Genomic DNA, 23,829 nt, shown 5'->3' with positions numbered 1-23,829 from the left:
ATCGGGCGCCTGTCGCGCGGCGCCCGCCCGGCCCGGCCGGAGAATCGGCCGGTTGCCGCCGGCGCGCGCCGGGCCGCGCGTGCCGCCTAACCAACGGACCTCCGATGAGCTCGACCTCCTTCGCTTCGTCACGACGTCACCCGCCGGTGCTCGTGCCCGGCAATCATCCGGGCGTGGTGCACATCGACGCGGGCATGAAACTCATGAGCGGCACGCTGTGCTCGGACAGCCGCGACTGGTACGAGGAGCCGCTCGAAAAAGGGCTGAAGCTCGTCCTCGTGCAGAGCGGGCAGTTGCGCTGCCGCGTGCCGGGCCAGCCCGAGCAGTGCATCAAGGGGCCGGGCCTGTGCGTGATCGCCAACGACGGCGAATTCACGACGCACCAGATCTACGACCGCGACGTGCCGCTGCGCTACACGATCGTGCAGCTCGGCCTCGATGCGCTCGACCGCAACCTGAGCCTGTTGCCGGAGAAGATGCTCGCGCCGACGGGCGGCGATCCGCGCATCGTCAGTTGCCCGGCATCGAAGGCGCTGCAGGCGCTCGCGGTGCAGATCGCGACGTGCCCGTTCGAGGGCGCGGTGCGCGAGTACTACCTGAAGGCCAAGGCATTCGAGCTGACCGCGCTGAGCGCGCAGCTGCTGGCGACGCAGCGGCAGTTCGCGCCGGCCGACGTGCGCGTCACGTCGTCGGACGTCGAGCGCGTGTACGCGGCGAGCGACATCCTCACGCGCGAGCTCCAGCAGCCGCCGACGCTCGATGCGCTCGCGGGCCGGGTGGGGATGAATTCGCGCAAGCTGACGGCCGGCTTCCGCAAGGTGTTCGGCACGAGCGTGTATGCGTACCTGCAGGAATACCGGCTGCGGACCGCGCACGCGATGCTGTGCGCGGAGGACGCGAACGTGTCGACCGTGGCGTACCGCGTCGGCTACAGCCCCGCGCATTTCTCGATCGCGTTCCGCAAGCGCTACGGCATTTCGCCGAGCGACATTCGCGCATCGTCGAACGCGATCGACGATGCCGAACTGGAGAGCGCGGCAATCTAAAACAACTGACCGGCCGCCTAAAGCAATCGACCGGGCTCATGGGCGTGAATGCGATAGATTCTCATTCACGGGTGGCCGCCGCCGCGCGGATCCGCCATCGAACGACCCATACAAGGCGTGCCCATGAGCCAGACCGCTGTCGATTCAACCATCGATCATTCCGATCCTTCCCGTTTTTCTCCCATTGCCTTTCGCTCGCAGCTCGTCGCGATGATCGCGGCGCTGCTCGACGAGCCCGTCGACGAAATCGCGTCGCTCGACGATGACGAGGACCTGCTGAGCTGCGGCCTCGATTCGATCCGGCTGATGTATCTGCAGACGCGCGTGAACCGGCTCGGCTACGCGCTGACGTTCGATGCGCTCGCGCGTACGCCGACGCTCGGCGCGTGGGCCGAGCTGCTCGCGAATGCGCCGCGCGGCGCATCCTCGGCGCCCGACGTCGAAGCCGCCGAGGCGGTCGATGTCGACGTGCATGCGCCGTTCGACTTGTCCGCGGTGCAGCAGGCGTACTGGCTCGGCCGCGGCGACGGGGAAGTGCTCGGCAACGTGAGCTGCCACGCATTCCTCGAGTTTCGCAGCCGCGCGATCGATCCCGTTCGTCTCGACGCGGTGTGCCGACTCGTGCGCGAACGCCATCCGATGCTGCGTGCGCGCTTTGCCGGTGGCCGCCAGCAGATCGTCGCGGCACCGGAGGCCCCGGTGTTCGCGCATGCGGACTGGCGCGACCTGACGGCCGCCGAAGCGGAAACCGAATGGGTGTCGCTGCGCGCGTTCCGGTCGCACGAATGTCTCGACGTCGAGCACGCGCAGGTCTTCATGATGGGCCTCGCGCAGATGCCCGGCGGCGAGGATCGCGTGTGGCTGAGCGTCGACCTGCTCGCGGCCGACGTGGACAGCGTGCGGCTGCTGATGCAGGAGATCGGCGCCGCGTATGCCGAGCCGTCGGCGTTGCCCGACGCGCCGTCGACGTGGTTCCCGACCTGGCTCGCGCGTCGCGCGGCCGATACGCGCGATGCGCGGGCCGCGGCGCGCGACGCATGGCAGGCGCGGCTCGCGACGCTCCCGGAAGGGCCGGCGCTGCCGCTCGCCCGCGCGCCGGAAACGATCCGCGCGCCGCGTTTCAGCCGCGTCACGCATACGCTGAGCACGGCCGAACTGACGCGCCTGCAGGCACGGGCCGCGCAGCATGGCGTCACGCTGTCGTCGGTGTTCGGTGCGGCGTTCGCGGCAGTGCTCGCGCGCTGGAGCGGCCGGCAGGCGTTCCTGCTCAACGTGCCGTTGTTCGACCGGCACGGCGATGCGCCCGATCTCGGCCGCGTGATCGCCGATTTCACGACGCTGCTGCTCGTCGAATGCGACGTGCGCGCCGACGCGAGCGCGGCCGACACGGTGCGCGCGTTCCAGCAGCGGCTGCACGGCGCGATCGCGCAGGCTGCGTATCCGGCGCTCGATGTGCTGCGCGATGCACGCAGGCAGGGCGCGCCGCGGGCGGCGCCCGTCGTGTTCTCGTGCAATCTCGGCGACGCGCCGTTCGTGCCCGACGCATTCGCGCGCGTGTTCGGCGATCTGCACGACATGATTTCGCAGACGCCGCAGGTGTGGCTCGATCACCAGCTCTATCGCGTGCCGGACGGCGCGTTGCTCGCATGGGACAGCGTCGACGGCCTGTTTCCCGACGGGATGGTCGATGCGATGTTCGGCGCGTATGTCGCGCTCGTGCAGGCGCTGTGCGATCGCGACTGGCGGCTGCCGATCGCGGTCGAGCTGCCGTCCGCGCAGCGACGCGTGCGCGATGCGCTCAACGCGGTGCCCGCTCCCGCGCGGCCGCGCACGCTGCATGCCGACTTCTTTGCATCGGCCGCGCGCGAGCCGGCGGCCGTCGCATTGCGGTGCGCCGAGCGCGTGGTGACGCGCGGCAAACTGGCCGCGCAGGCACTGGCGATCGCGGGTGGCCTGCGTGCCGCCGGCATCGGTCACGGCGATGCCGTCGAGATCAGCCTGCCGCGCGGGCCGGAACAGGTGGCCGCGGTGTTCGGCGTACTGGCCGCCGGCGCGTGTTACGTGCCGCTCGACATTGCGCAGCCGGCCGCGCGCAAGACGCTGATCGAACGCGCGGCCGGCGTGAAGGCCGCGATCGGCGACACGGCGCACGCGGATGCGCCGCTGCCGCGCTTCGATGTTGCCTCGCTGATGAAACATGCGCCGCTGGCCGCGCCGCTCGCGGTGGCGCCGCAGGCCACCGCGTACGTGATCTACACGTCCGGTTCGACGGGCGTGCCGAAGGGTGTCGAGATGACGCATGCGGCGGCGCTCAACACGATCGACGCGATCGATGCACTGCTCGGCGTGCGTGCACACGACCGGCTGCTCGCGGTATCGGCGCTCGACTTCGACCTGTCGGTGTACGACCTGTTCGGCGTGCTCGGTGCCGGCGCCGAGCTCGTGCTGCCGACCCAGGACGACGCGCGCGACGCGGCGCGCTGGATCGACCTGATCGCGCAGCATCGCGTGACGCTGTGGAATTCGGCGCCCGCGCTGCTCGAAATGGCGCTGGCGGTGCCCGCCGCGGCCGACGCATGCCGCAGCGTGCGCGCGGCGCTGCTGTCCGGCGACTGGATCGCACTCGACCTGCCGGCGCGCCTGCGCGAACGGTGCGGCGACGCATGTGCGTTCCATGCGCTCGGCGGCGCGACCGAGGCCGGCATCTGGTCGAACGTGCAGACGGTGCGCGACGTGCCGCCGCACTGGCGTTCGATTCCGTATGGCCGGCCGTTGCCGGGGCAGGCCTATCGCGTCGTCGATGCCGACGGCCGCGATGTGCCGGATTACGTGCCGGGCGAACTGCTGATCGGCGGCGACAGTCTCGCGCGCGGCTACCGCAACGATCCCGAGCTGACCGCGCAGCGCTTCGTGCAGCACGCGTCGGGCCGCTGGTATCGCACGGGCGACCGTGGCCGCTACTGGCCCGACGGCACGCTCGAATTCCTGGGGCGCGAGGATCGCCAGGTGAAGGTGCGCGGGCACCGGATCGAGCTGGGCGAGATCGAGGCCGCGCTGGCCGCGCATCCGCAGATCGACGGTGCGTGCGCGAGTGTCGTGAATGGCGAGGCTGCGCGCATCGTCGCCGCATTCGTGCCGGCCGATTGCGTTGCCGACTGTGGTGCGGATCGCGTTGCCGATGCCGCGCCGTCGTTGCTCGCGGATGCCGACCTGGCCGATACGGTCGAGGCGGAAGCGGCCGTTGCGCGCACCGTCGCCGATCGGCTGCTCGATGGCGGCGCGGGTCTGCCGCCGTCGTTGCGTGCGCACCGGCACGCGAAAGGCGATGCGTCGATCGCCATCGACGGTGCGCTCGATCGGCTCGACTGGCATGCAACCGATCTCGACGATCTGACGGCGTCGCTGCGCGCGCTCGCAGCCGATCCGGATACGGCCGCGCAGCGCGTACCGCTGGACCCGTGCGTGGCACCGCTTGCGTTCGCGACGCGTTTGCCGGACGGCGCCCGCGCGCTGCGCGAGTTTGCCGGCGCGCTGGAGGCCCAGGCCGCTGCGCGCACCGGTGTGCTGCGCGTGGCGGTGATCGACGCCCGCGCCGGGCAATGGTTCGAAGCGGGCCTCGGCGTGCTCGACGATCCACGTTTCGACGTGACGCTGTTCGACGTGTCGCCGGGGCTGCTGCACACCGCACAGGCACGCTTCACCGTTACGAGGCCCGCGCTTCAGACGATGCAGGACGGCTTGTTGCCCGCGCGGCATCTCGGCGAATTCGATTGCGTGATCAGTTTCGCGGCCGCGCATCTGCGCGACGATCCGCGCGATACGTTCCGGATCGCGGCAGCGTTGCTGGCGCAGGATGGCCGTTTGCTGTTCGCCGACGTGCTGCGCGACTCGCCGTTGCGTGAACTCGTCGCGAGCGTGGCGGGTGATGCGTCGTTGCCGCAGCCGTTCACGCCCGATGCGATCGCCGCCGCCGCGCATGCGCGCGGTTTTACGCTCGACTCCCGAAGCTGGCGTTCGAACGCATTCGCGTGCATCGACGCGCGCCGTGCCGGCGAACCGGCCGCGCAAGCGGCGCTGGCCGACTGGCTGCGCGACCGCTTGCCCGACGCGATGCGCCCCGATGCGCTGTGGTGCATCGCGCGCTGGCCGCTCAACGCGAACGGCAAGATCGACCGGCGGGCGGTGGGCGAGGCGCTCGCGCGCGCGCGCGGCGACGCACCGGCCGCCCACGATGCATTCGTGCCGGCCGACGAACGGCAGGCAACGCTGCTCGCATGCTGGGAGCACGCGCTCGGCCGTCCGGCGAACGCGCGCGACGCGACGTTCTTCGCGCTCGGCGGCGACAGCCTGCTCGCGACGCGCCTGCTCGCGCAACTGCGCGAGCGGCTCGGCGTGCGGGTCGGGATGGCGGCGTTCTACCGGCAGCCGACGCTCGCGGGTCTCGCCGCGCAGCTCGACGAGGCCGCACCGGCCATGCAAGCCTCGCAGGCCGACGGCGACACGCGGGTTGCGACGATCGAGGAGGGCGTGCTGTGAGCTTCGATGACGTGCTCGATCTCTGCCGCGAACGCCAGATCGAACTGTGGTGCGACGACGGCGGCCAGTTGCGCTATCGCGCGCCGGCCGGCGCGCTCGATGCGGACCTGGCCGCGCGCATCAAGGCCGAACGCGACGCGTTCGTCCGCTTCCTGCAGGACGGCGCATGGCGCTGCGATCCGGTGCGCCGGCACGAGCGGTTCGCACTGACGCCGGTGCAGGCCGCGTACGTGCTCGGCCGCCACGAATCGTTCGAGTTCGGCGGCAATGCGTGCCATCTGTACGTCGAATACGGCGAGCCCGCGAATCTCGACTGCGTGCGCTTCGAGGCGGCGTGGAACGCGTGCGTCGCGCGGCATCCGATGCTGCGCGCGATCGTCGAGGACAACGCATGGCAACGCGTGCTGCCCGACGTGCCGTGGCAGCCGCTCGTGGTGCACGACCTGCGCGATGTCGACGCGAACGCGTTCGACGCGCACGTAAGGCGCGTGCGCGAGCGTCTCGACCATGCGGTGCACGCGCTCGACCGCTGGCCGGTGCTGCAGCCGGAAGTGAGCCTCGGGCCGGACGGTGCGGTGCTGCACCTGTCGGTCGATTTCACGCTGATCGACTATGCGAGCCTGCAATTGCTGCTCGCCGAATGGCGGCGCCGCTACGACGACCCGCAGTGGCAGCCCGAGGCGCTCGACGCGACGTTCCGCGACTACGTCGTCAATGAAGCCCATGCCGGCACGCGCGCGGATCATGCGCGCGACAAGGCGTGGTGGCTTGCGCGCATCGACGATCTGCCGGCGCGCCCCGATCTGCCGGTGGTGCCCGCGATGCCGTCCGACGCGCGGCCGCGCTTCACGCACCGGCATGCGCGGCTCGATCGCGCGCAATGGGCCGCGCTGAGCGGCCACGCGAGCCGCTTCGGCCTGAGCGCGGCGAGTGTCGCGCTGGCCGCGTTCGCCGAAGTCGTCGGCCGCTGGAGCCAGTCGCCCGCGTTCTGCCTGAACCTGACGGTGCTGAACCGGCCGCCCGTGCATCCGCGCATCGACGCGGTGCTCGGCGATTTCACCGCGCTGAGCCTGCTCGCGGTCGACACGACGCAAGGGCGCGATTTCGTCGAGCGTGCCCGCACGATCGGCGCGCGGATGTTCGACGACCTCGACCATCGAGCGTTTACCGGTGTCGACGTGATGCGCGAACTCGCGCGACGGCGCGGCAAGGATGCGGCGCTGATGCCGGTGGTGTTCACGAGCGGCATCGGCAGTGTCGGCCGGCTGCTCGGCGAACACGCGGCCCGTGCCGAGCCGCCGCGCTACATGATCAGCCAGACGCCGCAGGTGTGGCTCGACTGCCAGGTGACCGATCAGTTCGGCGGCCTGGAAATCGGCTGGGACGTGCGCGACGACCTGTTTCCGGACGGGATGCCCGCGGCGATGTTCGACGCGTACGTCGCCCTGCTGGGCCGGCTCGCCGCCGACGCCGCATGGTGGTCGCGCGCGGGCGACATCGTGCTGCCGTCCGATGCGCCCGCCGCCGGAATCCATCCGGATGCGGAGTCGCACATCGCGGCCGGCTTCGCCGCGCAGGCGTTGCGTACGCCCGATGCGCCGGCGGTGATCGATGCGCAGGGGGCGCGCACGTATCGCGACGTCGCGCAGCACGCGGCGGCGCTGCGGTCGGCGCTCGAACAGGCCGGCGTCGCCGTGGGCGATACCGTCGCGGTGCTGATGCCGAAGTGCGCGCACCAGCTCGTGGCCGTGCTCGCGATCGTCCAGGCGGGCGCCGCGTACGTGCCGGTCGACAGCCGGCAGCCGGCGCTGCGGCAACAGGCGATCCTGCGCAATGCGCGCGTGCGTGCGGTCGTCAGCGTGCAGGCGCTCGAGTTCGAACACGACGGGTGCGTGCGCATCGATGTCGATGCCGTGCCGATCGATCCGCAATGGCCGCCGCGCGCCGCGCGCGACATCGCTGGCGACGCACTTGCATACGTGATCTATACGTCGGGCTCCACCGGCGAGCCCAAGGGCGTGATGCTGAGCCACGCGGCCGTGTGCAACACGCTGGCCGACATCAGCGCGCGCCATGAAGTGGGCGACGGCGACGTGGTGCTCGGCCTGGCCGAGTTGAGCTTCGACCTGTCCGTCTACGACTTCTTCGGCGCGACCGCGCGCGGCGCGTGCATCGTGCTGCCCGATCCGGCGCGCGGCAACGATCCGTCGCATTGGGCCGCGCTGATGGCGCGCCATCGCGTGACGCTGTGGAATTCGGTTCCCGCGCAAGGGCAGATGCTGATCGACTACGTCGAAAGCGAACCGGCGCTCGATGTGCCGGGCCCGCGCCGCGTGCTGTGGTCGGGCGACTGGATTCCGGTGACGCTGCCCACCCGCTGGTGGCGGCGCTGGCCCGACAGTGCGCTGTTCAGCCTCGGCGGCGCGACCGAGGCATCGATCTGGTCGATCGAGCATCCGATCCGTCCGGCGGACACGCAGCTGGCCAGCATTCCTTACGGCCGCGCGCTGACCGGGCAGACGATGGAGGTGCTCGACGCGCTCGGCCGGCCGTGCCCGCCGGGTGTGCGCGGCGAGATCCATATCGGCGGCGTCGGGCTGGCGACGGGTTACGCGAACGATCCGGTGCGAACGGCCGAACGCTTCATCCGTCATGGCGACGGGCGGCGACTCTACCGCACCGGCGATCTCGGCCGCGTGCGTGCCGACGGTTCGCTCGAATTCCTCGGGCGGCAGGACGATCAGGTGAAGATCCGCGGCTACCGGATCGAGCTGGCCGAGATCGATGCGGCGCTGACCGCGCATCCGCTCGTCGGCGCGGCCGCGACGATCGTGCTCGGCGACGGCACGGAGCGCCGGCTCGCGAGCTTCGTGTCGCTGCATGGCGCGGAGCCGCCGCAGCAGGACGACGCGCTGCACGAGATCGCGGCGCACGTGCGCACGGCGTTCGACGCCGCGCGCTGGCCCGCGCACGCGGACGTGACGCGGTCGGTCGCCCGGCTCGAAGCGGCCTGCGTTGCATCGCTGGCAGCGTGGATCGTGCCGGCGGGGGCGCTGACCGAGGAGGCGGCGACGGACTTCGCGACGTTGTGCGAACGGTTGCGTGTGCCGGCGGCGCGACAGCATCTGCTGCGTCACTGGCTCGCGATGCTCGACCGGCACGGCGTGCTGCACGCGGATGCCGATGGCGGCTGGCGCAGGCGGCCCGATGCCGGCCACGCCGATGCGCATGCCTGCTGGGACGCGTTTGCGCAGGATGCGTCGCCCGATCTGTGGCCGGCCGTCCTCGTCGACTACTTCCGCGACAGCGCGGGATGCATCGACGTGCAGGTGGACGGCACCGTGTCGCCCGCCGGCCTGATGTTCCCGGAAGGCGCGTCGCATATCGCCGACGCGATGTACAGCGACGGCGAACATGCGCAGGCCCTGCATGACGGAATGGCACAGGCCGTGCGTGCGATCGTCGCGCGCGAGCCGCAGCGCCCGTGGCGCATCCTCGAGATCGGCGCGGGTACGGCCGCGGCGACGCGGGCGATCGTCGACGCGCTCGCGCCGCTGGTCGAAGCGGGCGCGCGGATCGACTACCTGTTCAGCGACGTGTCGAGCTATTTCCTCGCGGCGGCACGCGAGCGCTTCGCCGCGTATCCGTGGATGCGGTTCGAGCGGTTCGACATGAACGCGGCACTCGACGCGCAGGGTATTGCGCCGCATTCGATCGACATCACGATCAGCTCCGGCGCACTGAACAATGCGCGCGACACGGTCGCGCTGGTCGCCGGATTGCGTGCGCTGTCGGCGGCGGATGCGTGGTGGGTGATCCAGGAACTGACGACCGAGCATCCGGAGATCAGCATCAGCCAGGGGTTGATGATGGAAACGCCGCACGACGCGCGCGTCGAATCGGCGCGTCTGTTCGTGCCGCGCGCGCAGTGGCTCGAATGGCTGCAAGCGGCGGGCGGCGATCGCGCGCTCGGTTGCGTGGCACCCGGCACGCCGCTCGACGCACTCGGCTATGACATCCTGCTCGCGCACGTGAAGCGCGGGGCGGCGCGCATCGCGCCGGACGCGCTGCTGGCATGCGTCGCGGAGCGCGTGCCGGGTTACATGGTGCCGTCGCAATTGCGCGTGCTCGACCGCCTGCCCGTGACCGCGAACGGCAAGATCGATCGCCGCACGCTGGCCGGCATCGCCGGCATCCGCGAAGCGGAGCTGGCGGCCGCCCGGCCGGCTCACGCGCAGGCCGCCGCCGATCCGCTGCTGGCGCGGCTGATCGGCTTGTGGGAAGCCGTGCTCGATACGCGCAACGTCACGCCCGATCAGGACTTCTTCGCCGCGGGCGGCGATTCGCTGCTGATCGCGCAACTCGTGTCGCGGCTGCGCGGCGAGGAACCGCTCGCGCATGCGCATCCGTTCGACCGGTTGCTGCGCTGGGTGCTCGCGCAACCGACGCCCGCCGCGTTCGCGCAATGCCTGCGCGACGCGGATGCGCAGCCGTCGGACAGCGCATCGCCGGTTGCGCCGGCCGCTCCGCGTAGCGCGCACGTTTCGGCGGTCGTCCATGCGCCGGCGCCGCGCGTGCGCGCCGGCGTGCGGCCGATACCGCTCGCGCCCGGCGACGGCGTGCCGCGCGTGATCGTGCATGAAGGGCTCGGCACGGTGCACGCGTATCGTCCGGTCATGCCGGCGCTCGCGCGGCTCGGCCCCGTGCTCGGCTTCGCGGTGCGCGACGCGCAGGACTATCTCGACCTGCCGGCGCGCCACCTGAACGCGACGCTCGGCCGGCGTTATGCGGATGCGCTGTGGCGCACCGGCGTGCGCGAGGTCGACGTGCTCGGCTACTGCTCGGGCGGGCTGGTCGCGCTCGAAATGGCGAAGTCGCTGGTGCAGCTCGGTGTCGAGGTGCGCACGCTCGACATCGTGTCGAGCTACCGGATTCCCTATCTGATCGAAGACGAGCGGCTCGTGCTGTTCAACTTCGCGGCGACGCTCGGGCTGCCGCTCGACGCGCTCGGGTTTCCGGAAACGTATGTGCTGGCCGACGCACTCGCCGACGCATTGAAGGCCGACCCCGCGCGTCTCGCGCCCGGCAGCCTGCAGGCCCAGCTGGAGATTTTCGGCGACCGCTGCGAGCCGCTCGACACGTTGCGACGCCGCGTGCTGCGCGCGGCCGCCGGATTGTCGATGCAGGACGAGGTCGCGCATCCGCTGCTCGACGAGCGCGAACGGCTGTACCGGCTTTTCATGCATTCGGTGCAGGCGAGCCACTGGGCGGGCGACGCGCCATACGCGGGTGCGCTGCGGCTGTTCGTGCCGGAGCGCTGCAACCCGCTGATTCCGCAGCAGCGCGCGGCGCTCACCGAATACTGGGCGGCACAGGCGCTCGGCGGCATCACGTCCGTCGACATCCCCGGCGGTCATTTCGACTGCCTGAACGCCGCGTTCGTCGACACCCGCCTGAAGGAGGCGCAATGAAGGCTCATCCGCTGCCGGTCGTCGTGGCCGGCTCCCGCTTCGGCCAGTTCTATGCGGCGGGCCTCGCCGCGTCCGGCACGTATCGCGTCGCCGGCATCCTGGGGCAAGGCAGCGCGCGTACCGCCGCGCTGGCCGCGCGCGTCGGCGCGCCCGTGTTCGACCGTCCGGAAGCGTTGCCCGACGACGTGCGCGCTGCGTGCGTCGCGGTCGGCGGTGCGGCGCGCGGTGCCGACGGGGCCGCGCTCGCGTGCCGGCTGCTCGAGCGCGGGATCGACGTCGTGATCGAGCATCCGCTGCTGCCCGACGAATGGGACCGCGTGCTGCGCACCGCGTCGCGTCACGGCCGGCGCTGCCTGCTCAACAGTTTCTATCCGAACCTACCGGTCGTCTCCCGCTTCATCGCGGTCGCGCGACGGCTGCGTGAAACGAGCGCGCCCGTGCATGCGGATGTCGTGTGCTCGGTGCAGGCCAGTTACGCGGCGCTCGACGTGCTCGCCGCCGCGCTGCAGGGCGTGGGCCCGTGGTCGGTCGAGCCGGTCGGGCCGGCACTGTCGTCGATGCGCGAATGCGCGATGGTGCTCGCCGAAACGCCGGTCTCGCTGCGCGTGCACAACGAGATGGCGGCGGCCGACGACGGCCGGATGAGCATGCTGTTCAGCATCACGCTGACGACGGACGCCGGCACGTGGACGCTCGCGTCGCCGCATGGCCCGCTGTGGTGGGCGCCCGCGCTGCGCGAACCGGCAACGGACGACGACGGGCTGTTCCCGATCTTCGGCGACGCGGCGGGCGACGACATGCCGAGCATCCAGATCTGCGACGATGCGCGCGATACGTGGGGCGCGATTCATGCCCGCAGCTGGCCGCAGGCGGCCGTGCGCGCGGTCGACCGGCTCGTGTCGGGCGAAGGGTTGCACGCGTGCAACCAGCGCAGCATCGACGTGACGCGCGTCTGGCAGCAACTGACGATGCAGCTCGGTTTTCCGGAGCAGCCGCCGGGCGACGCGTGCGCGGCCACGCTCGGCATGCTGCTGGAGCGTGCCGCATGAAGGGACCGTTGCTTTCGATGTTGCGGCCGTTCGCGGTGCCGCTTGCGGCGGCGGTCGTGCTGCAGGCGCTGGCGGGTGTCGCGTCGCTCGTGCCGTGGCTCGCGCTCGGCCGTATCGCCGACGTATGGCGCGAGACGGCCCAGCTCGACGCGACGGCGCGCGGCTGGCTCGTCGCGGCCGTGGCGGCCGGCGTGTGCTGGCTGGGCGGCCAGACGGTCGCGCTGCACCTGACCCACCGTGTCGATGCCGATCTCGCCGATCGCTTGCGCAGGCGGCTCGCCGATCATCTGCAACGCTTGCCGCTCGGCTGGTTCGCGCGCGCGGGCAGCGATCGCGTCGCGCGCCACGTCGACCAGGACGTGCGTGCGCTGCACCAGCTCGTCGCGCATGCGCCGGCCGACGTCACGCAACTCGTCGTCGTGCCGTGCGCGGCGCTGGCGTGCCTGCTTTACCTGAATCCCGTGCTGCTCGCCTTTGCGCTGGTCCCGCTCGTCGCGGGCGCCGCGCTGTTCCGCTGGATGCGCTCGGCGCGGTTCGCACCGGCCGTCGCGGCGCGCAACGCGGCACTCGAACAGCTGATGGGCGATTACGCGCAGCTCGCGCAGAACCCGGCGCTCGTGCGGCAGTATCCGGGCGCCGGCATCGAGGCGGCCGCGCTCGCGTCGACCGGGCGCTTCGACCAGGCGTTTTCGGCATGGGTCGGCCGCGTCGGCGGGCCCGGTGCCTGCACGCAGGTGCTGCTCGGCACGCCGTTCCTGCTCGCGTGGGTCGTGTTCGGCGCGACGTGGCTCACGGCCGGCCGCCTGCCGGTCGGCGAACTGTGCGCGTTCGCACTGCTGATCTGGGCGGTCGCCGCGCCGGTGCGGGCGCTCGGCCACGGTGCCGACGCGTTGCGCGAAGCGCGCGCGGCCGCTGCGCGCCTCGATGCGTTGCTCGCGCAGCCGGGCCTGCCCGAGCCGGCCGACGGCGCGGCACAGGTGCCGTGCGATGCGTCGATCGAGCTGCGCGGCGTGAGCGTCGACATCGACGGCACGCCGATCCTGCGCGACATCGACGCGACGGTCGCGGCGGGCACGACCACCGCGATCGTCGGGCCGTCGGGTGCGGGCAAGAGCACGCTGCTGATGCTGCTCGCGCGCTTCATGGACCCCGACCGCGGCACGGTGCGGCTCGGCGGCGCCGACCTGCGGCTGCTTGCGCCGGATACGCGGCGCGAGCAGATGGCGATGGTGTTCCAGCAGGCCGCCGCGCTCGACGTGTCGATTGCCGCGAACATCGCGCTGTACCGGCCCGATGCCGATCACGATGCGATTCGCGCGGCCGCGCGCGCCGCCTGTCTCGACGAACGCATCGATGCGTTGCCGGGCGGCTACGGTTGCGTGTGCGGGCGCGACGTGCGGCTGTCCGGCGGCGAGCTGCAGCGGCTGGCGATTGCGCGTGCGCTGCTGTCGACGGCGCCGCTGTTGCTGCTCGACGAACCGGCATCGGCACTCGATCCGCAAACCGGACGCGCATTGCGCAACGCGCTGCGCGGCGACGCGCGCACGCGCGTGATCGTCAGCCACGATCTCGACGCGATCCGGCAGGCGGACCAGATTCTCGTGATGGATCGCGGCCGCATCGTCGAGCGCGGCACGCATGCGGCGCTGCTGGCCGCGTGCGGGCTGTATGCGCGGCTGTGGCGCGAACGCGGTGCCGCGGACGGGGAGGCCGCATGATGATGAAATCGCTCAAACGTTTGCAGTGCCTGCCATCCGGCACACGCCGCGCGCTGTGGCGCGGGGTCGGCTGGGCGGTGGCGGCCGCGTTGCTCGACGGCGCCTGCGGGTTGCTGCTCGTGCCGTTGATCCGCGCGTGGTTCGCCGGCGCGCAGGCAGCCGTGTTGCACTGGACGATCGCGCTCTGTGTGCTGACGTTGTGCCATGCATTCGTGGTGTACGTCGCGCAGCGCGGCGGCTATCGCGCGGGTGGCGCGCTCGCGGCCGGTCTCGTCGAACGCCTCGTGCGGCACCTGCCGCGCATCGCGTCGTGGCAGGCCGTGCGCGACAGTCATCCGGTCGGGCTGCTGCGCGGGCCGGTCATGCAGGCGATGGGGATTCCGGCGCACCTGCTCGGGCCGCTGATCGGCGCGGTCGTGACACCGCTTGCGGTCGTCGCCGGGCTCGCGTGGATCGACTGGCGCATCGCGCTGTGCCTCGCGGCAGCCGCCGTGTTGCTGTTCGCGCTGCTCGAGCGCGGCGGCACGCGCACCCTCGCGTTCGAGCAGGCGCGCGCGTCCGGCGATCGCGACATGGCCGTGCAGCTTCAGACCTTCGCCGCGCATCAGGGGCTGCTGCGCTTCGCGGGCCGCGAAGGCGACGCGCGCGCGGCGCTGATGCACGCGTTCGACGCGCAGCATCGCCGCACGTGCGCGCTGATGCGGCGCTCGCTGCCGATCGAACTCGGCTTCGCGGGCGCGGTGCAGGGCGTGTTCGTCGCGATGCTGGCGGGCGGCGCATGGGCCGTCTCGGCGGGCCGGCTCGATGCCGCGACGGCCGTGGCGGTGCTCGTGCTGCTCGTGCGTTTCATCGAACCGCTCGCGCAGCTCACGCAGCTCGACCAGGCGCTGCGCGGCGCCTGGCGCGCACTCGACACCGTGCTCGCGGTGCTGCATGCGCCGCGTTTCGACAGCCCCGACCGCGGCACGCCGGTGCACGACGCGAGTGTCGACGCGGTGCGCGTCGGTTACCGTTCGCCCGCCGGCGCGACGCTGCTGGACGGCGTCGACCTGCATTGCCCGGCGGGCGGCTTCGTCGCGATCGTCGGCCCCACGGGTGCCGGCAAGAGCACGCTGCTCGGCCTGCTCGCGCGGCTCGACGATCCGGGCGCCGGGCGCGTGCTGCTCGGCCGCGCCGATGTGCGGCACCTGAGCGAGGCGACGCTCGCGGCGACGCGCAACCTCGTGTTCCAGGACAACGGGCTGTTTCGCGGCAGCCTCGCGTGGAACGTGCGGATGGGCCGCCCGGATGCGACCGATGCCGAACTGCGCGACGCGCTCGACGCGGCCGGCCTGCTGCACGACGCCGAGCACTTGCCGGACGGGCTCGAATCCGACGTGGGGCCGGGCGGCCAGTTGCTGTCGGGCGGGCAGCGCCAGCGGGCGTGCCTGGCGCGCGCGCTGCTGTCGCGTGCGCCGGTGCTGATGTTCGACGAGCCGACCGCGAGCCTCGACGAATCGAGTGCGCGGCGCGTGCGCGACAGCCTCGTCGCGCTGCGCGGGCAGCGCACGCGCATCGTCGTCACGCACCAGCCGGCGCTCGCGGCGGCCGCCGACACGATCGTCGTGCTCGACGCGGGCCGCGTGCGGGCGACCGGCACGCACGCGCAGCTCGTCGAGGCCGACGCGTGGTACGCGGCCTTCGCCCGCGCGGAGCCGGGGCTCGACGGCCTGCCGCCGGACGATCTGGAGGCTAACGACGCAGAGGACGCTGTGGGCGCTTCGAACGCGGAAGCCCGGGCGGCCGAATCCGAACACTGACGTGAACAATGCGGGCCGGCGTGCCCGGAATCGATAGGAAAAGCCCCTCGATCGAAAAATGGCCTGCCGGTTCTATTTGATAATGAGAATGATTATCAAATACGGGGGCGTGAATGCGGTACGAGGTGCTGGAACCTGGGAGATCGATGACGAAGGGCGCGCGCGTCGCCCGTCCGGGGCGAGGGCGCTGGCGCCCGTCGCTGTATCTCGGCCTGCTGATCGCCGCGCATCCGGCGGCGGCGTTCGCCGATGCGGCGCCGGCGGCCGGCGCGGAAGTCCGGAAGGAGGAAACGACCGCCGTGAAGCCTGCCGCGGGCGAGCTGAAGGCGATATCCGTGACCGCGTCGCGCGGCGTGGCCGACGATCCGGCCGTGGCGACGGTCGGCAAGATGCCGCTGGCGTTGCGGGAGATTCCGCAGTCGGTCAGCGTGACGACGCGCGAACGGATCGACCAGCAGAACCTGTATTCGCTCGACGAGGTGATGCAGCAATCGGCGGGCGTGACCGTGCAACCGTACGTGCTGCTCACCACCGCGTATTTCGTGCGCGGCTTCAAGGTCGATTCGTTCGAATTCGACGGCGTGCCGGTGGTGATCGGCGACATGGCGAGCGCGCCGCAGGACATCTCCGTGTACGAGCGCGTGGAGATCCTGCGCGGCGCGAACGGCCTGCTGCACGGCTCGGGCAACCCGGCCGCGACGGTCAACCTCGTGCGCAAGCGGCCGCAGTACCAGTTCTCCGCGAACGCGAGCGTGAGCGTCGGCAGCTGGGACCGCTACCGCGCGGAAGCCGACATCGGCGGCCCGCTCAATGCGGCCGGCACCGTGCGCAGCCGGCTCGTCGCCGCATACGAGGATCGTCATTTCTTCTACGACCACGCGAAACAGGACACGCGCTCGATCTACGGCATCACGGAAGTCGACGTGACGCGCGACACGCTGCTCACGTTCGGCGCGCAATACCAGACGACGCGCTCGGTGCCCGACATGTCCGGCGTGCCGATGGCGCGCGACGGGTCGAGCCTCGGCCTGTCGCGCTCGACGTTCCTCGACACGGCGTGGGGCCACTTCGACTGGGACACGACGCGCGCGTTCGCGTCGGTCGAGCAGAAGCTCGGCGCCGGCTGGAAAGCGAAGGTCAGCGGCGAATACCAGAGCGTGCGTTCCGACCTGAAATACGCGGGCTCGTACGGCGCGATCGATCCGTCGACCGGTGCGGGCGGCGCGCTGACGGGCGGCGCGTACCAGTTCAGCAGCTACAGCCGCAGCATCGATGCGAACGTGCAGGGGCCGGTGCATGCGTTCGGGCTGACGCACGACCTGCTGTTCGGCGTGACCTACGCGAACAGCAGCAGCGGGCAGATGTCGGCGCAGCTGCTCGGCAACGTGGCCGGCATGCCGGTGAACGTCTACCGCTGGAACCCGGGCAGCGTGCCCGAGCCGGGCGTCGGCCCGTACCAGCAGTCGCAGCAGAACGACGTGTCGCAGAAGGGCGTGTACGGGCTCGGCCGCATCAAGCTCGCGGAACCCGTCACGCTCGTGCTCGGCGGCCGGATGAGCTGGTGGAACCAGGACAGCCTCGGCGCGCACTACAACACCGGCCACCAGTTCACGCCGTACGGCGGGCTGATCTGGGATTTCGCGCGCGACTGGTCGTGGTACGCGAGTTATGCGGAAGTGTTTCAGCCGCAAACCAAGTCGATGTGGGGCGGCGGCATCCTGACGCCGGTGAAGGGGCGCACCTACGAGACGGGCGTGAAGGGCGAGCTGGCGGGCGGCAAGCTGAACGTGTCGCTCGCGGCGTTCCGCATCGATCTCGACAACAATCCGCAGGTCGATCTCGCGCATCCGTGCGCGGGGCCGAACTGCTACTACGTGAACGGCGGCAGCGTGCGCAGCCAGGGCTTCGAGTTCGAGGCGAACGGCCGCATCACGCCGTGGTGGAGCGTGTGGGCGAGCTATACGTACGACACGATGCGCTATGCGGACAACCTCGCGAACGCGGGCACGTTCGCGCCGCTGCTGAACCCGCGCCACCTGTTCCGGCTGTGGACCAACTACGACCTGCCGTGGCAGGAACGGCGCTGGAGCATCGGCGGCGGCGTGCAGGTGCAGAGCAATTACTCGGCGCAGGCGAACGGCGTCACGATGAGCCAGGGCGGCTACGCGCTCGCCAGCGTGCGGCTCGGCTATCGCTACGACAAGCACTGGAGTGCGGCCGTCAACGTCAACAACCTGTTCGACCGCAAGTACTACCTGAGCCTGAGCCAGCCGGGCTGGAACAACCGCTACGGGGAACCGCGCAACGTGATGCTGACCGTGCGCGGGCAGTTCTGATGGCGGGCGGCTGGGGGACGCGGGCGGCGCTCGCGATCGCAGGCGTGCTGCCGGGCGCGGTCGCGCTGGCGGTCACGCTGGCCCGTCATTACCCGGCCGACGGCCTGAACCGGCTCTACGCGGCGGTGCTGCTGTCGCTGGCCGCGGGTGTCGCCGCGCTGCTGTGGGTGCTCGTCGCGCCCGTGCGGCGGCAGGCCGCGTGGCGCGCCTGCCTGTGGCTCGCGGTGCTCGTGCCGTGCGCGATGTTCTGGGGAGGGCGCTGACATGGACGCTTCATCGCGTTCGCGCTGGCGCGCGCTGCATCGCGGCGCCGGTGCGCTGTTCGGCGTGGTGCTGTTCGTCGTGCTGTTCAGCGGCACGTGGAGTCTCGCGACCGATTCGATGCAGGGCTGGTGGCGGCCGCCGCCGGTCGCCGTCGCGCGGCCGGCGCTGCCGCTCGATACGCTCGTCGCACGCGCGGCGGCGCTCGGCGTGCCGTTGCGCGATGCGCGCATCGTGCTGCCGCAACCGGACGATCCGGCGATCCGTTTCTGCGACGCGCGGCAGGCCTGCACGCTGGCGCTCGACCCGGCGACGGGCGAGCGGCTGGCCGACGGCGGACGCGCGGCGTTGCTCGTCACGCTGCACAAGACGCTGTTCGCGGGCTTTCCCGGGCGGATCTTCGTCAGCCTGTGGGGGATCGTGCTGCTCGTGCTCATCGTCGCGGGCCTGGTCGTGCATCACCGGCGCTGGCCCGCAGCGGCGCGCATCCGGCGCGGCAGCGGGCTGCGCGCCGCGCTGTTCGACCTGCACGCGTGGATCGGCCTGTGGGGCGCGCCGTGGCTCGTGCTGTTCGCGTTCACCGGCGCGTTGTCGGGGCTGGGCGCGCTCGGCACGGTGTCGCTTGCGGGCGTCGCGTATCCGGGGCAACCGCAGCGCGCGTTCGCCGAGCTGCTCGGCGGGCCGCCGCCGATTGCCGCCGGCGGCGCGTGGCAACACGCGCCCGATCTCGAGGCGCTGCTGCGGCGCGATGCGGCGCGCACGCCGGATTTCCGGCGCGAAGCCGTCGTGCTGCATCGGTGGGGGGACGTGAACGCGCGTGTCGAGATTGCCGGGACGACCGCCGGCCTGCCGAGCACGGCGGTGTTCGAGCGCCACCTGTATCGCGCGGTGGACGGCCAATGGCTCGCGGACGCCACGTCGCGCGGCCGAGGCTTCTGGTTGCGCGCGTTCATCGCGGTGCAGCCGCTGCATTTCGCGCAATACGGCTGGGTCGGTGCGATGGGCGGCGTGCTGCGCGTGCTGCATTTCCTGATGGGACTCGCGGCGTGCGCGCTCTGCGCGACGGGGCTGCATCTGTGGATCGAGCGGCGGCGGGCGCAGCACGACCGCTCGGCGAACGTGCTGGCCGCGGTCGCCGTCGGCACCTGCGGCGGGCTGGTGCTCGCCGGCGGCGTCCTGCTGCTCGCGGGGCGTGCGTTGCCCGCCGACGTGCACGTCGACCATGTGCTCGCGATGCTGTTCTGGGCCGTGTGGGGCGGTGCGCTCGCGCTCGCGGCCTGCGTGGCCGATCGCGCGGCCTGGCTGCGGACGCTGATGCGTGCGGCCGGCGCCGCTTACGGGCTGGCAGGGGCGACGCACTGCGCGATCGCGCTGCTCGGCACGGGCGAACCCGTGTACTGGCCGATCGACGCGGCCCTCGTCGCGTTCGGCGCATTGCTGCTGCGTGCCGCGCGCCGTCCGCGCCGCGATGCGATGCAGCCCGCGCGCGTGCCGGCCGGTGCCGAACCTTTTTAATTTCATGCAACTGGAGACTTCGATGCGCGATCTGCTCGAACATCGCCGCCTGGTCATCACGATCACGCTGCTTTACCTGTCACAGGGAATCCCGATCGGCATCGCGATGGATGCGATGCCGACCCTGCTGCGCCACGACGGCGCACCGCTTCATGCACTGGCGTTCCTGCCGCTCGTCGGTTTGCCGTGGGTCGTGAAGTTCCTGTGGGCGCCTGTCGTCGACAACCGCTGGTCGCCGCGCATCGGCCGGCGGTGCAGCTGGATGCTGCCGATGCAGACGCTCGTGGTGCTCTGCCTCGGCAGCCTCGCGCAGATCGGGATGACCGTCGCGACGGCCGGATGGGCGGTCGGCCTGCTGGCCGTCGCGTCGCTTGCGAGCGCGACCCAGGACATCGCGAACGACGGGATGGCCGCCGAGCACTTCAGCGGCGACACGCTCGCGAAGATCAACGCGATCCAGATCGCGGGCGTGATGATCGGCTTCTTCGGCGGCGGCGCCGGCACGTTGACGCTGATCGGCCTGTTCGGCCAGCGGGCCGCGTTTCTCGCGCTGGCGGCCGTGCCGCTCGCGAGCCTGGTCTGCGTGCTGTGGGTGTTGCCGCGCGATGCGGATCGTGCGCGCGCGAAGCCCGAGCATGATGCGAGCCTCGTCCGTTTCGCGAAGCGGCCGCGCTCGTGGTCGCTGCTGTCGCTCGCGCTGCTGTCGGCGATGACGGCCGTATCGGGCTTCGGCCTGTCGAAGCTGTTCCTCAACGACGCGGGCTGGACGCTCGACGCGATCGGCAAGCTCGGCATGGCCGGCGGCATCGTGACGGTCGTGCTCGGTTGCGGCGGCGGTGCGTGGCTCGTGAGGCGGCTCGGGTTGTGGCCCGCGTTTACGGCCGGCGTGAGCTGTGCGGGCGCGGCCGCGCTGCTGTGGTTCGCGCAGGCGGGCGGGTGGCTGCCGGTGTCGCCGTCGTGGGCATGGCTGTGCACGGTACTCGGTTCGCTGGCGACCGGGATCACGTCGGTGTCGATCATGACGGCCGGCATGCGCTTCGCGGGCGGCAGCGACCAGGCCGGCACCGACGTGACGGCCGTGCAGAGCACGCGCGACCTCGGCGAGCTGATCGCGTCGTCGACGATTCTGTCGCTCACCGCGAAGGTCGGTTATACGGGCGGGTTTCTCACGGGCGCCGCGCTGGCGGTGCTCGCGGCGCTGATCGCGATGCGGCTGAAGCGGCGCGAGTCGGCGTATGCGGTGAAGGGGGATGATGTGCTGGCGTCTTGATCGGCGCGCGGTCGGCCTGATGCGTCGCGCGCTTGAAGCTCGCGACGAATGACCGGATCGCGCGGGGCGTTCACTGCACTCACTGCGCCCATTACGTCTGCTACACCCATTACGCCCGTGCCAGCCGACGCGCAGCCAGCAGCCCGAGCACGAGCAGCACCGCGACGTAAGCGGCGACGCCCGTCCACGCGCCGTGTTGCCAGAACGTGCCGCCGATCGACCCGAGCACGCTCGACCCGAGATAGTACGCAAGCAGGTACAGCGACGCGGCGTGCCCTTTCGCGGCCCCCGCGAGGTAGCCCACCCAGCCGCTCGCGACCGAGTGGGCAATGAAGAAGCCGATCGTCACGAGCACGATGCCGACGACGATCGCGACGAGCGAATGCGACAGCGTCAGCGCGAGGCCCGCCGCGAACACGAGCACGCCGCTGACGAGCACCGGTGCGCGGCCGAGGCGGTCGGCGAGCGCGCCTGCGCTCGATGACGACACCATCCCGAACAGGTAGGCGCCGAAGATCAGCCCGCACGCGGTCGCACTCAGGTTGAACGGGGCCGCGGTGAGCCGGAACCCCGCGTAGTTGTAGATCGTCACGAACGCGCCCATCACGAGGAAGCCGATCGCGAACACGAACGGGAGCCGCGCGTGACGCAGTTGCTCGCCCCACAGCCGGAAGTGATGGCGCAGTGTCAGGTCGGTGCGCTTCACGAAACGTCGCGACGGCGGCAGCAGCATCACGAACGCGGCCGCCGCGACGAGATCGACGACACCGATCGTCAGCATCGCCGTGCGCCACGAAAAGTGCTCTTCCAGCATGCTCATGCCGATCCGTCCGACCATGCCGCCGAACGCGGTCCCGCCGACATAGAGCCCCATCGAGAAACCGAGCCCTTCCGACGCGATTTCCTCGGCGAGATACGCCATCGCGACTGCCGGGACGCCGCCCAGCGCGAAACCTTCCAGCGCGCGCCAGACCAGCAGCAGGTTCCAGTCGGGCGACAGCGCGGCGAGCACGTTGAACAGCGCGGCGAGCGTCATCGACGCGAACATCAGCCCGCGCCGCCCGACGCGTTCGGACAGCGCGCCGGCGCACAGAATGGAGATCGCCAGCATCCCGGTCGACAGCGACAGCGAGAGCGAACTCGAGGCCGCGCCGAGCCCGAACTCGCGTGCGAACGCGGGAAGCAGCGGCTGGACGCAGTACAGCAGCGAGAACGTGGAAAAACCGGCGAGGAAGAGCGCGAGAGCGATGCGCTTGTACGCGGCCGAGCGCGGGGAAACGCCGGCGGGCAGCGCATCGGGCGTGGCCTGTTGCGTGCCGGGCAGCGCACGGGAAAGCGAAGGGGAGGACATGACTGCGCTCGATGTGCGAAGGAATGCCTGAATTCTTGCGCACGGTCATGTATATGTCCAATATATGAAAGTAACCGCAGCGATATGTTTAACCACTGGCTGGTGAATCAACCCGGCACACCGTGAGAGCACGTACGAATGGAACTCCGGCATCTCCGTTATTTTCTGGCCGTGGCGGCCGCATCGAATTTCACCAAGGCGGCAGAGGCGCTCGGCATCGGGCAGCCGCCGTTGAGCCAGCAGATCAAGGCGCTCGAAAGCGAGCTCGATGTGGAACTGTTCAGGCGGACCGCGCGCGGCGCCGAGCTGACGCTGGCGGGCGAGGTCTTCGCGCAGGAAGCGCGCCGCGTGCTCGACGCCGCCGAGCGTGCGGTGCGCGCGGCAAGGCGGGCCGCGCGCGGGGAAACCGGGCATCTGCGCGTGGGTTTCACCGGGACGGCGGCGTTCAATTCGAAAGTGTCGGACCTGATCCGGCGCTTTCGGGAAGCGTTTCCGGATGCCGAGCTGACGTTGCAGGAGGCCGCGTCGCGGATGCTGCTGGAGGCGCTGGAGGCCGGGCACCTCGACGTCGCGATCGTGCGGCCGGCACGCCGGGCCGCCGCGACGTTGCGGTTACTCGACTGGGACGACGAACCGATGTTCGTCGCGTTGCCCGTTGCGCACAGGCTGGCGCAGCGGCGGCGGATCGATCTGGTGGAACTGGCGGACGAGTCGTTCGTGCAGGTGCCGAGGGAGGCCGGCGGCGCGCTGTTCGACCATATCGTCGCCGCATGCAATGCTGCCGGGTTCGAGCCGCGCATGGCGCAGCCCGCGCCGCAAATGGCGTCCGCGGTGACGCTGGTCGCGGCCGGGCTCGGCGTGTCGGTCGTGCCGAAGGCGATTACGCAGGTGCAGGTTGCCGGAGTCGTTTATCGGCCGCTGGCGGGGGATGCGTTGCGGGCACGGCTCGCCATTGCGTCACGATGCGATGAGTCGTCGGCGGTGGTCCGGAATTTCCTGTTGCTGGCGGGAGAGGATGGGGCGGTGTGAGGGCGGCGGAAACAAAAACCGCGTAGCGATGTGGCGTCGTGTTTTTCGAGCATGCTGGAAGCGCGATGATGTCGTATTCGACGGGCCGTTGGTCTTCGCATTTGAATGACTTCAATATCGACGAAGACGTATTTTTGCTAATTGTTGCGCGCTGCCGTCTGCAATCTGTCGATGTTGATCGCGAGATGAAATTGACGTTGATTTCAATTTCACCAGCACGCAGGTCGATGGAGTGGCTCGAATTTCCTTGTCGTTCGCCATGATCACGGCCTGGCAGGAGCCGGGTGGTGGGAAGCCGATCGATGTCATCAGGAAACACTTCAACGGTTCGTCCGAACTGCAGCGGCGGCCATGCTGGCATCGATGCCAGCGACGACAACCTGATCAAGCGCCAAGCATTACGAATTTGTTTTTATTTCGTGAAAATTGAAAAGAAATAGAAAGGCTG

13 protein-coding genes are annotated in these 23,829 nt (G+C 70.8%); 11 read left to right on the top strand and 2 right to left on the bottom strand.

What is annotated here, in order from left to right; genetic code table 11:
* Positions 1-104 precede the first annotated feature (104 nt).
* The 10 genes from FOZ70_RS11770 to FOZ70_RS11725 all read left to right on the top strand — a co-directional run bounded on the left by FOZ70_RS11770 (position 105) and on the right by FOZ70_RS11725 (position 21,001).
* Positions 105-1,046 (top strand): AraC family transcriptional regulator, encoded by a 942-nt coding sequence (locus tag FOZ70_RS11770; RefSeq protein WP_021163802.1) that lies wholly within the window; start codon positions 105-107, stop codon positions 1,044-1,046.
* Positions 1,047-1,169: 123 nt separating this feature from the next.
* The gene (locus FOZ70_RS11765; protein WP_219705929.1) at positions 1,170-5,582 is read left to right on the top strand and encodes a non-ribosomal peptide synthetase; all 4,413 of its coding nucleotides are present in this window, start codon (positions 1,170-1,172) and stop codon (positions 5,580-5,582) included.
* Entirely contained in the window at positions 5,579-11,053 is a 5,475-nt protein-coding gene (locus FOZ70_RS11760) for a non-ribosomal peptide synthetase (RefSeq protein ID WP_219705928.1), read from the top strand. Before FOZ70_RS11765 ends, FOZ70_RS11760 begins: the two co-directional genes overlap by 4 nt.
* Positions 11,050-12,102, top strand: coding sequence for a Gfo/Idh/MocA family oxidoreductase (locus FOZ70_RS11755; protein WP_027789652.1), 1,053 nt, complete (start codon positions 11,050-11,052; stop codon positions 12,100-12,102). The genes FOZ70_RS11760 and FOZ70_RS11755 overlap by 4 nt, the downstream gene beginning before the upstream one ends.
* Positions 12,099-13,820 (top strand): ABC transporter ATP-binding protein, encoded by a 1,722-nt coding sequence (locus FOZ70_RS11750; RefSeq protein WP_219705927.1) that lies wholly within the window; start codon positions 12,099-12,101, stop codon positions 13,818-13,820. The genes FOZ70_RS11755 and FOZ70_RS11750 overlap by 4 nt, the downstream gene beginning before the upstream one ends.
* Entirely contained in the window at positions 13,820-15,619 is a 1,800-nt protein-coding gene (locus FOZ70_RS11745; RefSeq protein WP_346656400.1) for an ABC transporter ATP-binding protein, read from the top strand. Before FOZ70_RS11750 ends, FOZ70_RS11745 begins: the two co-directional genes overlap by 1 nt.
* Before the next feature lie 212 nt (positions 15,620-15,831).
* Complete coding sequence (locus FOZ70_RS11740; RefSeq protein WP_276573412.1) at positions 15,832-17,955, top strand: TonB-dependent siderophore receptor; 2,124 nt, start codon at positions 15,832-15,834, stop codon at positions 17,953-17,955.
* A complete protein-coding gene (locus FOZ70_RS11735; protein ID WP_219705925.1) occupies positions 17,955-18,218 on the top strand; it encodes a hypothetical protein in 264 nt (87 codons plus the stop codon). The genes FOZ70_RS11740 and FOZ70_RS11735 overlap by 1 nt, the downstream gene beginning before the upstream one ends.
* A 1-nt stretch (position 18,219) precedes the next feature.
* The gene (locus FOZ70_RS11730; protein WP_219705924.1) at positions 18,220-19,731 is read left to right on the top strand and encodes a PepSY-associated TM helix domain-containing protein; all 1,512 of its coding nucleotides are present in this window, start codon (positions 18,220-18,222) and stop codon (positions 19,729-19,731) included.
* 22 nt (positions 19,732-19,753) lie between these two features.
* Entirely contained in the window at positions 19,754-21,001 is a 1,248-nt protein-coding gene (locus FOZ70_RS11725; RefSeq protein WP_219705923.1) for an MFS transporter, read from the top strand.
* 109 nt (positions 21,002-21,110) lie between these two features.
* On the opposite strand, the gene FOZ70_RS11720 is transcribed toward FOZ70_RS11725, so the two are convergent.
* A complete protein-coding gene (locus FOZ70_RS11720) occupies positions 21,111-22,352 on the bottom strand; it encodes an MFS transporter (RefSeq protein ID WP_219705922.1) in 1,242 nt (413 codons plus the stop codon).
* A gap of 138 nt (positions 22,353-22,490) precedes the next feature.
* Between FOZ70_RS11720 and FOZ70_RS11715 the strand changes: the two genes are divergently transcribed.
* On the top strand, positions 22,491-23,381 hold the full coding sequence (locus tag FOZ70_RS11715; protein ID WP_048024765.1) for a LysR substrate-binding domain-containing protein: 891 nt from the start codon (positions 22,491-22,493) through the stop codon (positions 23,379-23,381).
* 111 nt (positions 23,382-23,492) lie between these two features.
* On the opposite strand, the gene FOZ70_RS11710 is transcribed toward FOZ70_RS11715, so the two are convergent.
* Entirely contained in the window at positions 23,493-23,690 is a 198-nt protein-coding gene (locus FOZ70_RS11710; protein WP_155632241.1) for a hypothetical protein, read from the bottom strand.
* Between the last annotated feature and the right edge of the window lie 139 nt (positions 23,691-23,829).

Origin of the sequence: Burkholderia sp. COPS, assembly GCF_019425585.1 — a bacterium.
Classification (GTDB): domain Bacteria; phylum Pseudomonadota; class Gammaproteobacteria; order Burkholderiales; family Burkholderiaceae; genus Burkholderia; species Burkholderia cepacia.
Note: the sequence above shows the minus strand (reverse complement) of the source record. Positions and strands in the feature narration are given on the sequence as shown.